The sequence below is a fragment of the Kaistia defluvii genome, from assembly GCF_040548815.1.
In the GTDB taxonomy this organism is placed as follows: domain Bacteria; phylum Pseudomonadota; class Alphaproteobacteria; order Rhizobiales; family Kaistiaceae; genus Kaistia; species Kaistia defluvii_A.
Genome location: NZ_JBEPSM010000001.1, coordinates 26,987 through 40,334 on the forward strand (window position 1 = coordinate 26,987; position 13,348 = coordinate 40,334).

Sequence of the window (13,348 nt, forward strand, 5' to 3'; positions counted from 1 at the left end):
GCCTCAATACAGCGCCTTGGCGTAGCGGGCGAGCATGTCGGCCTGGGTCTCAGGCGGCTCACTGGAGCGGGTGTGATCCCGAAGCATCTCGCCCATCGTGGGCAGGAGGCTGCGGTCGATCCGGCTTTCGTCGGCCCAGAGGTTCGAGCGCATCAGCGCCTTGCCGCATTGCAGATAGGCTTCGTGCACGGTGACGACCATGACGGTGGCCGGCAGCTTGCCGTCCGCCATGTGCGCGGCCCGCAGCGTCTCGTCGTCATCGATCACCGCCGTGCCGTTGACGCGTAGCGTTTCGTCGACGCCGGGGATCAGGAACAGCAGGCCGATGCTCGGCCGTTCGACCAGGTTGGCGAGCGAGTCGATCCGGTTGTTGCCGGGGCGGTCGGGGATGACCAGCGTATTGTCGTCGAGCACGCTGACGAAGCCCGGATGATCGCCGCGCGGCGTCGCGTCGCCGAAGCCGTCCGCGCCCTGAGTGGCGAGAACAAGGAAGGGCGACAGCGCGATGAACGACCGGCAATGCCGGTCGAGCTGGTTGAGTTGCTTGGCGACGGATCGCCCCTTCGGCGCGCCATAGATGGCGCGCAGCGATTCGAGCGATTCAATCCGGGCCATGTCGCACTCTCAGCGTCTTAGGGCAGGGCGTCGAACCCCGGACCGAAGCCGGTCAGCGAGATCGGGATGCCGATACCTTCTTCCGGTGTCTGGAAGATGACAAAGGTAGCCGTCTTGCCATTGCGCAGCTTGCCGATCAGGTCGTCGTCGAGGATCACCTCGGCGAGGCAGCCATCCGGCAGGCAGCGCACGAAACCGGCGCGTCCCATCTCGTTCTGGTCGATCTTGAGGCCGAGGCCGGAGGGGAGGAGCACGCCCAGCGGCGCCAGCACCCGCATGACCTTCGACTTCTTGTCCGCCGTCTTCAGGACGATGACCGAGAGGCCGACATTGTCGCGGTCCTCGGCGGTCACGAACTGCATCATCGAGCAGACTTCGCCCTGCGCGCCCGGGGGCTTGTCGCAGCGCGTTTCCCAATCGCCATGCATGCCCTTGGAGACGCCCTGGGCGGACGCCGCGACGGGCATGGCAGCGGCCAGGGCCGCCATCGCCAGGGCGCTTAGAACGATTCGCAACGGACGAAATGCGCCAAGACGCACAGTCGGAAATACCTTCACCTGAGCGATCTCCTCGATTCTCACAATTGTCGCACATCCATGCACGACGATGCTCGCCGCAGTAACCCTCGCGGGGCGCTTCGGCGAGCGCGATTTGCCGCATCTCATCTCACGATCCCCCGTTGCTAGGCAAAGGGGCATGTGGTTTGTCTCGGTCGATATTCGGCCGAATCCGAACTCTCCGCATGGCAGAAAACGCCTTCGGCCTATAGTGTTGTGGAAAATGGCGCAACGGAGGCCGTTTTTCGAGCTTCGTTGCGCTGATCGGCTTCGATGCCGTTAAGGCATGGACAGGGAGTGTACACGTGACGAAGGCGATCACGCGTCTCGGATCATTTTTGGCGCTCGGCGGAGCGTCTGCGACGGCATTGAGCGGGCTGACGGGTGTGGCGCAGGCCGCCCAGCCGACCCCTTGGGCGATGTGGATGCAGACGCCGGCCTCGCCGATCATGGATATGATCGAGCGGTTTAATCTGGGCATCACGATCGCCATGGCGATCGTCGTGCTCGTCGTTCTGGGCCTGCTCGTCTATGTCGTCCTCCGCTTCAATGCGAAGGCGAACCCGGTGCCCTCGCGCACCTCGCACAACACGATGATCGAAGTGGTCTGGACGCTTGCCCCGATCCTGATCCTGATCGGCATCTCGGTCCCGTCCTTCTCGCTGCTGTTCGCGCAGGAAGACCCGGCCCGCGTCGTGCAGAACTACGATCCGGCCAAGACGCTGACCATCAAGGCGACCGGCCTGCAGTGGTACTGGAACTACGAGTATCCGGACAATGAAGGCGTCGCCTTCGATTCCACCATGCTTGAGGACAAGGATCGCACCGATCCGGTCAACCAGCCGCGCCTGCTCGCCGTCGACAACGACATGGTCGTTCCGGTCGGCACGGTCGTTCGCCTCCAGGTGATCGGCGCCGACGTGATCCATTCGTTCGCGCTGCCGGCCTTCGGCCTGAAGCTCGACGCCGTGCCCGGCCGTCTCAACGAGACCTGGTTCCTGGCCGAGCGCGAGGGTGTCTATTACGGCCAGTGCTCCGAGCTTTGCGGCACCAACCATGCCTTCATGCCGATCGCCATCCGCGTCGTGAAGCCGGACCAGTTCAAGACCTGGGTCGCCCAGGCCAAGGACGACCTGCCCGGCGCCTACAAGACGCTCGCGGCGGCACTCGCTTCGGACAAGGTTGCCAAGGACAATGGCGCCAAGGCCTCGGAAACCGCCGTCGAGGTGGCTGCCCGCTAAAGGCAGCCGCCGGGACGCAGGATTGCAATTGATCGGCTCCGGCGCGTCAGCGCCGTGATGCCGCAGGACACGAAAAGGGAGCAGGCCATGGCCACGGGTGCTGCACACGCTGCTGAACACCACGACCACCCGACGGGTTGGCGTCGTTGGGTCTATTCGACCAACCATAAAGACATCGGCACGATGTACCTGATCTTCGCGATCGTCGCGGGTATCATCGGCGGTGCGTTGTCGGTCGGCATTCGTCTGGAGCTTCAGCAGCCTGGTCTGCAGATCTTCGGCAACCCCTACGTCTTCAACACCTTCGTCACGGCGCACGGCCTGGTCATGATCTTCTTCATGGTCATGCCCGCGATGATTGGCGGTTTCGGCAACTGGATGGTGCCGATCATGATCGGCGCGCCGGACATGGCGTTCCCGCGCATGAACAACATCTCGTTCTGGCTGCTGCCGCCCTCGCTGCTGCTGCTGATCATCTCGCTCTTCATGCCGAGCGCGACGGGTCAGCATGGCGTCGGTGGTGGCTGGACGATGTATCCGCCGCTGTCGGGCTCCGGTCCGGAAGGCGCGTCGGGTCCTGCCGTCGATTTCGCGATCCTCGCCCTGCACATCTCGGGCGCCTCGTCGATCCTCGGTGCGATCAACTTCATCACCACGATCTTCAACATGCGCGCTCCGGGCATGACGCTGCACAAGATGCCGCTGTTCGCCTGGTCCGTGCTCGTCACCGCCTTCCTGCTGCTGCTGTCGCTTCCGGTTCTCGCCGGCGCGATCACCATGCTTCTGACCGACCGCAATTTCGGCACCACCTTCTTCAAGCCTGAAGGCGGCGGCGACCCGATCCTGTTCCAGCACCTGTTCTGGTTCTTCGGTCACCCGGAAGTGTACATCCTGATCCTGCCCGGCTTCGGCATGATCAGCCACATCATCTCGACCTTCTCGAAGAAGCCGATCTTCGGCTATATCGGCATGGCGTACGCCATGGTCGCGATCGGCGTCGTCGGCTTCATCGTGTGGGCGCACCACATGTACACGACGGGCCTTTCCTTCGAGACGCAGGCCTATTTCGTCGCCGCCACTATGGTGATCGCGGTGCCAACCGGCATCAAGATCTTCTCCTGGATCGCGACGATGTGGGGTGGCTCGATCGACTTCAAGGCGCCGATGCTCTGGGCGATCGGCTTCATCTTCCTGTTCACCGTCGGCGGCGTGACGGGCGTCATGCTGGCGAATGCGGGTCTCGACCGCTCGTTCCACGACACCTATTTCGTGGTGGCCCACTTCCACTACGTGCTGTCGCTGGGCGCCGTGTTCGCGATCTTCGCGGGCTGGTACTACTGGTTCCCGAAGATGTTCGGCTACATGTACAATGACACCATCGCCAAGGCGCATTTCTGGGTGATGTTCATTGGCGTGAACCTGGTGTTCTTCCCGCAGCATTTCCTCGGCCTCGATGGCATGCCGCGCCGCTACGCAGACTATCCGGACGCCTTCTGGGGCTGGAACTTCGTCTCGTCGATCGGCTCCTACATCTCGATGTTCGGCGTGGCGATCTTCCTCTATGGCGTCATCGACGCCTTCCTGAAGAAGGTCCCGGCTCCGAACAATCCGTGGGGTTCGGGTGCCACGACGCTCGAGTGGCAGCTGTCGTCGCCGCCGCCCTTCCACCAGTGGGAAGTCTTGCCGCGCATTGGTGAAACCAAGCACTAAGCGCAACGATCAGGGGCCGGGATGCGTCCCGGCCCTCCTTTTTGAGTAGTTAGAACCACCATGTCTGACGTGCCCCTGAACCGGATCGACACCGTGGCCGGCAATCTCGCTAGCCCATCCGACTACCTCGCGCTGCTGAAGCCGCGTGTGATGTCGCTTGTCGTCTTCACGGCGCTGGTCGGCATGGTGATGGCGCCGGGCGGCATCCACCCGGTGCTGGGCTTCACGGCGCTGCTCTGCATCGCCATCGGCGCCGGCGCCTCCGGCGCGCTGAACATGTGGTACGACGCCGACATCGACCGCGTGATGAAGCGCACCCAGTCGCGTCCGATTCCCAAGGGCACGATCACCGAGGGTGAGGCGCTGGCCTTCGGCCTGACGCTCGCCGGCTTCTCGGTCGCCCTGCTAGCGCTCTTCGTCAATCTGGTCGCCGGCGCGCTGCTCGCCTTCACCATCTTCTTCTACGTCGTCATCTACTCGATGTGGCTGAAGCGCTCGACGCAGCAGAACATCGTCATCGGTGGCGCCGCGGGCGCCTTCCCGCCGATCGTCGGCTGGGCCGCCGTCACCGGCAGCGTCAGCTATGAGAGCATCATCCTTTTCCTGATCATCTTCATGTGGACGCCGCCCCATTTCTGGGCGCTGGCTCTGTTCAAGTCGGATGATTACAAGCGCGCTGGCATACCGATGATGCCGGTCGTCTCCGGCATGGCCGAGACCCGCAAGCAGATCCTGATCTACTCCATCCTGCTGGCGCCGATTGGCGTTCTGCCGGCGATCCTCGGCTTCGCCTCCTTCGCCTATGGCGTCGCGGCCTCGGCGCTCGGCCTCGGCTTCGTCATCCTGGCCGTGCGGGTCTACCGCATGACCGACGACGACAAGGCCATGCTCCCGGCCAAGCGCCTGTTCGGTTTCTCGATCCTCTATCTGTTCCTGCTCTTCGCCATGCTGCTTGTCGAACGCTGCCTTGGCTTGCTGGGGTTCGTTGCATGAAGGACATCGCCATGAACGAAGAAGACGGCATCCGGCTTACCGACGAACAGAAGCGCCGTCAGCGCGCCCGCTCGATTGCCATCGCCGCGGTCCTGTTCGGTCTCGTCGCGCTGTTCTACGTGGTCACCATCGTCAAGATGGGACCCGGCGCTGTTCTCAACCGGCCTTTGTGAGGGTCTGACATGAGCAACAAGCCGCGGGGGCGGTCCTACGGTTTGACGGCGGCCGCCTGTGGCGTGTTCGTCGCGGCCATGCTCGGCGCGGCCTTCGCGTCGGTCCCGCTCTACAGCATGTTCTGCCAGCTGACGGGTTATGGCGGCACCCCGGTGCGCGCCGATTCGGCGCCCAAGAAGGCGCTGGACCGCACTGTAACGGTGCGCTTCGACGGCAATGTCGCGAACGGCATCGGCTGGGCCTTCCGTCCGGAGCAGCGCCAGATCAAGGTCAAGGTTGGCCAGATCAACGAGATCAAGTTCTTCGCCGAAAACCGCACCGACCGGACCTCGACCGGCACCGCGGCCTTCAACGTCACGCCTGATATCACCGGGCAGTATTTCAACAAGATCGCCTGTTTCTGCTTCACGTCGCAGACGCTGAAGCCGGGCGAAAAGGTCGAGATGCCGGTCACCTTCTTCATCGATCCTGCGATCGTCGACAACTATCAGACGCGCAACATCGACACGATCACGTTGTCCTACACCTTCTTCCCGAGTTCCGAGCAGACCCCGGCGCCCGTCGCCGCGATCTCTGCGAAGGACGCGGGAAAGTCGCTTTGAGAAAGACCGGGGAGCATCTCCATGGCTGAGGCCCACGCCAAGCACCACGACTATCACCTCGTCAATCCGAGCCCCTGGCCTTTCGTGGCCTCGGCAGGCGCGTTTGCGCTGGCGCTCGGCGGCATCACCTACATGCATGGCGGATCCATGCTGTGGCTGATCCCCGGCACGCTGATGGTCCTCTATACGATGTACGCCTGGTGGGCCGACGTCATCCATGAGGGCCAGGAAGGCCATCACACGCGCGTCGTGCAGTTGCACCTGCGCTATGGCATGATCCTGTTCATCGCCTCGGAAGTGATGTTCTTCGTCGCCTGGTTCTGGGCCTTCTTCGACGCCAGCCTGTTCGCCAGCGAAGCGCAGAATGTCGGCCGCTATGCCTTCACCGGTGGCCATTGGCCGCCGAAGGGCATCGAGGTGTTCGATCCCTGGCACCTGCCGCTGCTGAATACGCTGATCCTGCTGACCTCCGGCACGACGCTGACCTGGGCGCATCACGCCCTGCTGCACAACGACCGCGAGGGCCTGAAGTGGGGCCTGATCTGCACCGTCGTGCTTGGACTGATCTTCTCCTGCGTCCAGGCCTATGAGTATGCCCATGCCGCGTTCTCGTTCGGCGGCAACATCTACGGCGCCACCTTCTTCATGGCGACGGGTTTCCACGGCTTCCACGTCATCATCGGCACGATCTTCCTGATCGTCTGCCTGCTGCGTGCGCTTGCCGGCCAGTTCACGCCGAAGGAGCATTTCGGCATGGAGGCGGCTGCCTGGTACTGGCACTTCGTCGACGTCGTCTGGCTCTTCCTGTTCTTCACGATCTATGTGTGGGGCGGCTGGGGCGCGCCGATGCACGGCGGCTGATAACAGACATGACGGGCGGCCTCGGGCCGCCCGTTTCCTTTGCGGCGCAGCGATCCCGATTGTGCCGCCTGCGTTTCCAGGAGCCACCCTTGTCCGATTCCGGCACGCCCTACCGTGACAAGGCGCTGTACCCGCCGCTGACCCCTTCCAGCACCGGCCTGCGCGGCCGCTGCCCGCGCTGCGGCGAGGGACGCCTGTTCAGCGGCTATCTCGAAGTGGCGCCGCGCTGCAACAATTGCGGCCTCGACTATTCCTTCAGCGACGCGGGCGACGGCCCGGCCGTCTTCATCATGCTGATCGTCGGCTTCATCGTCGCCTTCCTGGCGCTCTACGTCGAATTCACCTTCCAGCCGCCCTTCTGGGTCCATGCCTTGCTCTGGATCCCGCTCGTCGTCGTCCTGGCGCTCGGGCTGCTGCGGCCACTGAAGGGGCTGATGATCGCGATCCAGTATCGCCACAAGGCGGAGGAGGGGCGGCTCGAGCAGGGCTGACCCGGCACCGCCGTCCATGTCTGATAGATCCATGCCTGAAACGTCCCGCCGCTCTCCCCTGCGCAAGCTGATCGTGCCCGCGATCGCCACGGCCGTGGTCTTTGCCCTTCTGTGCTCGCTGGGCATGTGGCAGGTACGACGCCTGCACTGGAAGGAAGCGCTGATCGCGCAGGTCGACAGCCGGTTGAAGGAGGCGCCGGTGCCGGCGCCCGGTCCGGACCGCTGGCAGTCGCTCGACCTGACCGAGGCGGACTACACGCCGGTGACCGTATCGGGCGAGTTCCTGCACGACGCTGAGGCACATCTCTACAATTCGCTGATGGAGCCGCGCGGGCCGGTCGGCGGTGTCGGGTGGTTCGTGTTCACGCCGCTCCGGACCGATGAGGGCTGGATCGTCTATGTGAACCGGGGCTTCGTGCCCGTCGAGAAAGAACAGGCCTCCACACGCCCCGCGGGACAGGTTCCGGGCCGTGTTACTGTCACCGGCCTGCTGCGCCGGCCCGAGACGCCGGGCCGCTTCCAGGCCTCCGCCAAGGAGACGAGCCAGCAATGGTTCGCCCGCCAGCCGGACAAGTTCGCGGGCCGCGCCGGCCTGCCTGCGGACAAGGTCGCGCCCTACACGATCGACGCCGACGCGACGCCCAATCCCGGCGGGCTACCGCAGGGCGGCGAGACCACCGTCACGTTCAGCAACAACCATCTCCAATATGTCGTGACGTGGTTCGGGCTGGCGCTGGCGCTTGTCGGCGTCTTCATCGCCTATGCGCGCGGCGTGCTGAAGCGCCGGGACTAACAGGCCTCAGCCGTGCCCGGCCTCGTCCGAGAGCATGGCGAGGTCGACGCCCAGCAGCGCCATGGCGCGATCATACTTGGTCGATAGTTCCGGATCGAAGATCAGGTCGGCCGGCGCCTCGCAGTGCAGCCAGCCATTCTGCTGGATCTCCGCCTCCAGCTGGCCCCGCGCCCAGCCGGCATAGCCAAGCGCCAGCATGGCGCTTCGCGGGCCCGAGCCGGCGACGATCGCCTTCAGGATATCCAGCGTCGCGGTGAGGCAGACATTCTCGGCGATCGGCAGCGTCGAGTTCTCGATGAAATAGTCGGCGCTGTGCAGCACAAAACCGCGCCCGGTTTCCACCGGGCCGCCGCGCTGCACGATCATGCGGTTGGCCCTGGCAGGCAGGCGGATTTCGGGGCCGTCCGGGATGATGTCGAGCTGGATTAGCAGGTCGACGAAATCGATCTGCGGCGCGATCTGGTTGATCACGATGCCCATCGCGCCATCGGCGGAATGGGCGCAGATATAGACGACGGAGCGGGCGAAGCGTCCATCTTCCATGCTCGGCATGGCGATCAGGAACTGCCCGTCGAGATAGCTGGGCTCGACCGGCGCGCGGTGCGGTTTCTCGATCATGGGAGCAAGCCTAGCACGGGCGGACCAAAAGAAAAGACTGCGCCGCGATCGCTCCGAGGGCACACGAACAAATGATCGGGCTGCCTTGAGCCGGTCTGGAGATTGCCCAAAAGCACCGGTAGCCTGTCACAATGTGCATCCGACGACTCATTCTTGTGGGCCTTTTCGCCGTCATTTCCCAGCCTGTCTGGGCGGCCATGGGACCGTGGGTTTCCACCGACAAGGTCCGCGCGCGCCTCGTCGCCGCGCCCCCTTCGGCCGGTGGAATCCTGGACGGCGCGATCGAGATCGAGCTCGCGCCGGGCTGGAAGACCTATTGGCGTTCGCCCGGCGACGCCGGCGTACCGCCGCAGTTCGATTTCTCGGGTTCCAGCAACGCCAAGGCGGCCGCGGTCGATTTCCCGGCGCCCGAGCGCTATGACGACGGCTATGCCGCCTCGAATGTCTATCACGACCGGGTCGTGCTTCCAGTCCGCTTCACCGTGGCCGACGCCGCCAAGCCGGTGACGCTGGATGTGACGATGGATATCGGGATCTGCGAGGAGATCTGCATCCCGGTCAATCTCCGCACCTCGGTCGATGTCGCGCCCAAGGACGGCGATCCCGTCGCCAGTACGCTCGTCGCCACGGCGCGCGCGGCGGTGCCGGGACCCGGCAAGCCGGGCGAATTCGAACTGCTCGCGCTGAAGCGCGTCGGCGGGCCGGACCAGAAGCCGGAGTTCGAGGCGACCTTTGCCGGCAGCCAGCCGGATAAGGCGGTGCTGTTCGTCGAGACCCCGGGCGACTGGTTTGCCGGCCAGCCCAAGCCGGTCGCGGGCGAAGCCGGCCAGCCGGGCTTCCGTTTCGTCGTCGACCGACGCTCCGCCGCCGGAAGGATCGACGGCTCGCAGATCCGCTTGACGCTGAAGGGCGAGGGCGGCGCGACGAGCCGGACTTTCACGCTCGACGCGGGCGACGCCAGGCCGTAACGTCGCCACGCTAGCTTTCCGGGAACCCTGCCTCGCGCGGTGTTCCCGCCTGACATTCACCCACCCACACAGCAATTCATGGAGCACGAGATGACAATCTCGGTTGGCGATCGCATTCCGGCAGCGAAATTCCGGGTCATGACGGCGGACGGCGCCGTCGAAAAGACGGACGCGGACATCTTCGCCGGCAAGAAGGTCGTGCTGTTCGCGGTTCCCGGCGCCTTCACGCCCACCTGCCACAAGAACCACCTGCCGGGCTATATCGACCAGGCGGCCGCCATCAAGGCCAAGGGCGTCGACACCATCGCCGTCGTTGCCGTGAACGACCACTTCGTCATGGGCGCCTGGGCCAAGGCCACCGGCGCCGAGGACAAGATCGTGTTCCTCGCCGACGGCTCCGGCGATTTCACCAAGGCGATCGGCCTGGAATTCGACCTCTCGGCCAACGGGCTTGGCCTGCGCTCCAAGCGCTATGCCATGATCGTCGAGGACGGCGTGGTCAAGACGCTGAACGTCGAGGAAGCCGGCGGCGTGACCGGCTCGGGCGCCGCGGCGATCCTCGAACTGCTGTAAGGCTTGCTTTCCGTAGCGGAAACCCTTTAGCTAGGCATAGCTGATGGGTTTCCGCGCCATGATACGGGTCAAGATGCACGCAGCGAAGACCAACCTCTCCAGGCTTGTCGCACAGGCGCTGGCAGGGGAGGATGTGGTCTTGATGCGCGGCAATACCGAGGTCGCCCGGATTGTTCCGCTTGCGCCTCCCGCGGATGGCGCTTCGCTTCGCCCTCCGCGTGTTCCCGGCCGGCTACGCGGCCTAATCGATTTCGACGATCGCTTCTTCGATCCCTATCCGCCTTCCGAATCGGCGCAGTGGGATCACTAGCGATGAAGCTGCTTCTCGATACGCAGACCTGGTTCTGGTGGATGATGGGCAGCCCGCGCCTTTCGCTGCCGGCGCGCGCGGCCATCGCCGACGCGGGCAATGATCCTCTGGTCAGCGCCGCCTCGGTGCTGGAACTGCTGGGCAAGCGCCGGATCGGGATTCTGCCGGCCATGCAGCGGCTGGCGGACCATGTCGATGACGAGATCGAAGAGGCCGGTTTCGGACGGCTGCCGATCACCATCCAGCACGCGGCGCGGGCGGAGACCTTCGCCGGAGCGCACGCCGACCCGTTCGACCGGATCCTCATCGCCCAAGCGCTGATCGAGGACATCGTGCTGGTGTCGAACGAGACCTTCTATGATCGCTTCGGCGTCCGGCGTCTTTGGGACGCGGCGATCAGCCCGGGCTGAAGCTCTTCTTCTTCACCTTGTAGGGCGCCATGCCGTCGCGGGCGAGCTGGTCGGCACGCTCGTTGACCTCGTTGCCGGCGTGTCCCTTCACCCAGTGCCAGGTCACCGTGTGACGCTGCAGGGCCGCGTCGAGGCGCTGCCAGAGGTCGATGTTCTTCACCGGCTTCTTGTCGGCGGTCTTCCAGCCATTGCGCTTCCAGCCATGGATCCAGCCGGTGATGCCGCCCTTCACATATTGCGAGTCCGTATGGATATCGACGACGGAAGGACGCTTCAGTGCGTCGAGGGCCTCGATCGCCGCCGTCAGCTCCATGCGGTTGTTGGTCGTGTCGGCCTCGCCGCCCTTCAGATCCTTTTCGTGCTCGCCGGAAATCAGCACGGCGCCCCAGCCGCCGGGGCCGGGATTGCCCGAGCATGCGCCGTCGGTCCAGATCGAGATCTTGTTTTCGTCAGTCAAAGGATCAATCCATATGCGCTGGCATTTTGCACCGTGCGGTGGAAACGCAGCTTTCGCAGATATTCAAGCGGATCTTTCGGCGCGACCAGCGCGCCGGGTGGGACATTGAGCCAGTCATAGAGACGGGTCAGCAGGAAGCGCAGCGCCGAGCCGCGCGCCAGCAGCGGCAGCGCCTGCAGTTCCTCGGGCGTGAAGGGGCGGACCTTCTGGTAACCCGCGAGCAGCGCGCGCGCCTTGGTGACGTTGAGCGAGCCGTCGGACTCGAAGCACCAGGCGTTCAGGCAGACGGCGACGTCATAGGCGAGAAAATCGTTGCAGGCGAAATAGAAGTCGATCAGCCCGGACAATTCCTCATGCAGGAAGAAGACGTTGTCGGGGAAGAGATCGGCGTGGATGACGCCGCGCGGCAGGTCTGTCGGCCAGGTCTCTTCCAGCAGGTCGAGCTCGCCCGCGATGTCGTCGCGAAGGCCCGGCATCACTTCGTCGGCGCGCGCCGCAGCGCGGTCGAACAGCGGCCGCCAGCCATCGACCGTGAGCGCGTTGTGGCGGGTGAGCTCGAAGCCCTCGCCGGCGATGTGCAGGTTCGCCAGCGCCCCGCCGATCGCCAGGCAATGGTCGGCGCGCGGCCGGCGCACCCACATGCCCGGCAGGAAGGTGACGATCGCCGCCGGCCGGCCGGCGAGCGTTCCGAGCGCCTGTCCCTCGCGGTTGCGCACCGGCTGCGGGCAGATGATGCCGCGCTTCGCCAGATGTTCCATCAGCCCGATGAAGAAGGGGAGGTCGTTCGGATCAACCCGCTTCTCGTAGAGCGTCAGGATGTGGGGGCCGGTTTCGGTGACGAGAAGATAGTTGGAATTCTCGACGCCCTCGGCGATGCCCTTCAGGGAGAGCACGGAGCCAATGTCGTAGCTCGCGATGAAGCAGGCGAGCTCATCGTCAGCGATCTCGGTATAGACGGCCATCAGGCAAAGCTCATTCTGCGGCTGGAAGGCGAAGTTCGCGGGGCAGGTTGAAGGCGATCGTCTCGATCGCGTTCTGGACGAGTTCGACCTTGACGCTGTAGCGCGCGGCAAAGGCGTCGATCACTTCCTCGACCAGGATTTCCGGCGCCGAGGCGCCGGCAGTGACGCCGACGCGGCGGATGCCGTCGAGCTGCGACCAGTCGATGTCGGCGGCGCGCTGGATCAGCACAGAGACGGCGCAGCCCTCGCGCTCGGCGACCTCGCGCAGGCGCTGCGAGTTCGACGAATTGGGTGCGCCGACGACGATCATCGCATCGACATCGCCGGCGATCCGCTTGACCGCTTCCTGGCGGTTGGTGGTCGCGTAGCAGATATCTTCCTTGTGCGGCGCGGAAATCGAGGGAAAGCGCGCCGTCAGCACCCGCACGATCGCCGAGGTGTCATCGACCGACAGCGTCGTCTGCGTGATGAAGGCGAGCGATTCCGGATTTTTGGGCTGGAAGGCCTCGGCGTCGGCCACCGTCTCGATCAGCGTCACGGTGCCTTCCGGCAACTGGCCCATCGTGCCGATCACTTCCGGATGGCCGGCATGGCCGATCAAGACGATCTCGCGGTCGCGCTTGAAATGGATCTGCGCTTCCTTGTGCACCTTGGAAACCAGGGGGCAGGTGGCATCGAGGAAGAACATCTGTCGCGCCGTGGCGTCGGCCGGCACGGATTTGGGCACGCCATGCGCGGAGAAGACGACGGGCTGGCCGTCATCCGGGATCTCGTCCAGTTCCTCGACGAAAACAGCGCCCTTGTCGCGCAGGCTGTCGACGACATAGCGGTTATGCACGATCTCGTGCCGGACATAGACCGGCGCACCGAAACGCTGCAGCGCCAGCTCGACGATCTGGATCGCGCGATCGACTCCGGCGCAGAAGCCGCGCGGCGCGCAAAGCAGGATTTCGAGCGGGGGCTTGGGGGCGACGGCCATGGGTTTTTCGTTCCGCGACATGAGACGGGAATAG

At 64.6% G+C, this 13,348-nt stretch carries 18 protein-coding genes; 12 read left to right on the top strand and 6 right to left on the bottom strand.

Annotated elements, in window-relative coordinates; genetic code table 11:
- Positions 1-3: 3 nt before the first annotated feature.
- Positions 4-615, bottom strand: coding sequence for a pyridoxamine 5'-phosphate oxidase family protein (locus tag ABIE08_RS00150; protein ID WP_354547848.1), 612 nt, complete (start codon positions 613-615; stop codon positions 4-6).
- A gap of 17 nt (positions 616-632) precedes the next feature.
- A complete protein-coding gene (locus ABIE08_RS00155; protein WP_354551507.1) occupies positions 633-1,103 on the bottom strand; it encodes an invasion associated locus B family protein in 471 nt (156 codons plus the stop codon).
- A 374-nt stretch (positions 1,104-1,477) separates the two neighbouring features.
- On the opposite strand from ABIE08_RS00155, the gene coxB reads away from it, so the two are divergent.
- The 8 genes from coxB (at position 1,478) to ABIE08_RS00195 (ending at position 8,037) form a co-directional block, all read left to right on the top strand.
- Complete coding sequence (coxB, locus tag ABIE08_RS00160) at positions 1,478-2,413, top strand: cytochrome c oxidase subunit II (protein WP_396307393.1); 936 nt, start codon at positions 1,478-1,480, stop codon at positions 2,411-2,413.
- 87 nt (positions 2,414-2,500) lie between these two features.
- Positions 2,501-4,123 (top strand): cytochrome c oxidase subunit I, encoded by a 1,623-nt coding sequence (gene ctaD, locus ABIE08_RS00165; RefSeq protein ID WP_354547850.1) that lies wholly within the window; start codon positions 2,501-2,503, stop codon positions 4,121-4,123.
- A 60-nt stretch (positions 4,124-4,183) separates the two neighbouring features.
- Positions 4,184-5,116 carry a heme o synthase gene (locus tag ABIE08_RS00170; RefSeq protein WP_354547851.1) on the top strand — a complete coding sequence of 311 codons (933 nt, stop codon included), beginning with the start codon at positions 4,184-4,186 and terminating at the stop codon, positions 5,114-5,116.
- An 11-nt stretch (positions 5,117-5,127) separates the two neighbouring features.
- Entirely contained in the window at positions 5,128-5,289 is a 162-nt protein-coding gene (locus ABIE08_RS00175; protein ID WP_354547853.1) for a hypothetical protein, read from the top strand.
- A 9-nt stretch (positions 5,290-5,298) separates the two neighbouring features.
- Positions 5,299-5,892, top strand: coding sequence for a cytochrome c oxidase assembly protein (locus tag ABIE08_RS00180; RefSeq protein WP_354547855.1), 594 nt, complete (start codon positions 5,299-5,301; stop codon positions 5,890-5,892).
- 21 nt (positions 5,893-5,913) lie between these two features.
- Complete coding sequence (locus tag ABIE08_RS00185) at positions 5,914-6,753, top strand: cytochrome c oxidase subunit 3 (RefSeq protein ID WP_354547856.1); 840 nt, start codon at positions 5,914-5,916, stop codon at positions 6,751-6,753.
- A gap of 89 nt (positions 6,754-6,842) precedes the next feature.
- On the top strand, positions 6,843-7,244 hold the full coding sequence (locus ABIE08_RS00190) for a DUF983 domain-containing protein (protein WP_354547858.1): 402 nt from the start codon (positions 6,843-6,845) through the stop codon (positions 7,242-7,244).
- A 31-nt stretch (positions 7,245-7,275) separates the two neighbouring features.
- Positions 7,276-8,037 carry an SURF1 family protein gene (locus ABIE08_RS00195; protein ID WP_354547860.1) on the top strand — a complete coding sequence of 254 codons (762 nt, stop codon included), beginning with the start codon at positions 7,276-7,278 and terminating at the stop codon, positions 8,035-8,037.
- 6 nt (positions 8,038-8,043) lie between these two features.
- Here the strand turns inward: ABIE08_RS00195 and ABIE08_RS00200 are convergent, their stop codons facing one another.
- On the bottom strand, positions 8,044-8,655 hold the full coding sequence (locus tag ABIE08_RS00200; protein ID WP_354547862.1) for a YqgE/AlgH family protein: 612 nt from the start codon (positions 8,653-8,655) through the stop codon (positions 8,044-8,046).
- A gap of 155 nt (positions 8,656-8,810) precedes the next feature.
- Here ABIE08_RS00200 and ABIE08_RS00205 point away from each other — a divergent pair, with 155 nt between their 5' ends.
- The 4 genes from ABIE08_RS00205 (at position 8,811) to ABIE08_RS00220 (ending at position 10,916) form a co-directional block, all read left to right on the top strand.
- Positions 8,811-9,623: a protein-disulfide reductase DsbD domain-containing protein gene (locus ABIE08_RS00205; protein WP_354547864.1), complete on the top strand. Its 813-nt coding sequence runs from the start codon at positions 8,811-8,813 to the stop codon at positions 9,621-9,623.
- Positions 9,624-9,713: 90 nt separating this feature from the next.
- Positions 9,714-10,196, top strand: coding sequence for a peroxiredoxin (locus tag ABIE08_RS00210; protein WP_354547866.1), 483 nt, complete (start codon positions 9,714-9,716; stop codon positions 10,194-10,196).
- 43 nt (positions 10,197-10,239) lie between these two features.
- Positions 10,240-10,506 carry a type II toxin-antitoxin system Phd/YefM family antitoxin gene (locus tag ABIE08_RS00215; RefSeq protein ID WP_354547868.1) on the top strand — a complete coding sequence of 89 codons (267 nt, stop codon included), beginning with the start codon at positions 10,240-10,242 and terminating at the stop codon, positions 10,504-10,506.
- 2 nt (positions 10,507-10,508) lie between these two features.
- A complete protein-coding gene (locus ABIE08_RS00220; RefSeq protein WP_354547869.1) occupies positions 10,509-10,916 on the top strand; it encodes a type II toxin-antitoxin system VapC family toxin in 408 nt (135 codons plus the stop codon).
- Here ABIE08_RS00220 and rnhA read toward each other — a convergent pair.
- Genes rnhA through ispH form a run of 3 tightly spaced genes read right to left on the bottom strand, consistent with a single transcriptional unit; the run spans position 10,903 to position 13,314 of the window.
- Positions 10,903-11,373: a ribonuclease HI gene (gene rnhA, locus ABIE08_RS00225; protein ID WP_354547871.1), complete on the bottom strand. Its 471-nt coding sequence runs from the start codon at positions 11,371-11,373 to the stop codon at positions 10,903-10,905. The genes ABIE08_RS00220 and rnhA overlap by 14 nt on opposite strands.
- The gene (locus ABIE08_RS00230) at positions 11,370-12,335 is read right to left on the bottom strand and encodes a homoserine kinase (protein WP_354547873.1); all 966 of its coding nucleotides are present in this window, start codon (positions 12,333-12,335) and stop codon (positions 11,370-11,372) included. Before ABIE08_RS00230 ends, rnhA begins: the two co-directional genes overlap by 4 nt.
- 10 nt (positions 12,336-12,345) lie before the next feature.
- Positions 12,346-13,314 (bottom strand): 4-hydroxy-3-methylbut-2-enyl diphosphate reductase, encoded by a 969-nt coding sequence (gene ispH / locus ABIE08_RS00235; RefSeq protein WP_354547874.1) that lies wholly within the window; start codon positions 13,312-13,314, stop codon positions 12,346-12,348.
- Positions 13,315-13,348 lie beyond the last annotated feature (34 nt).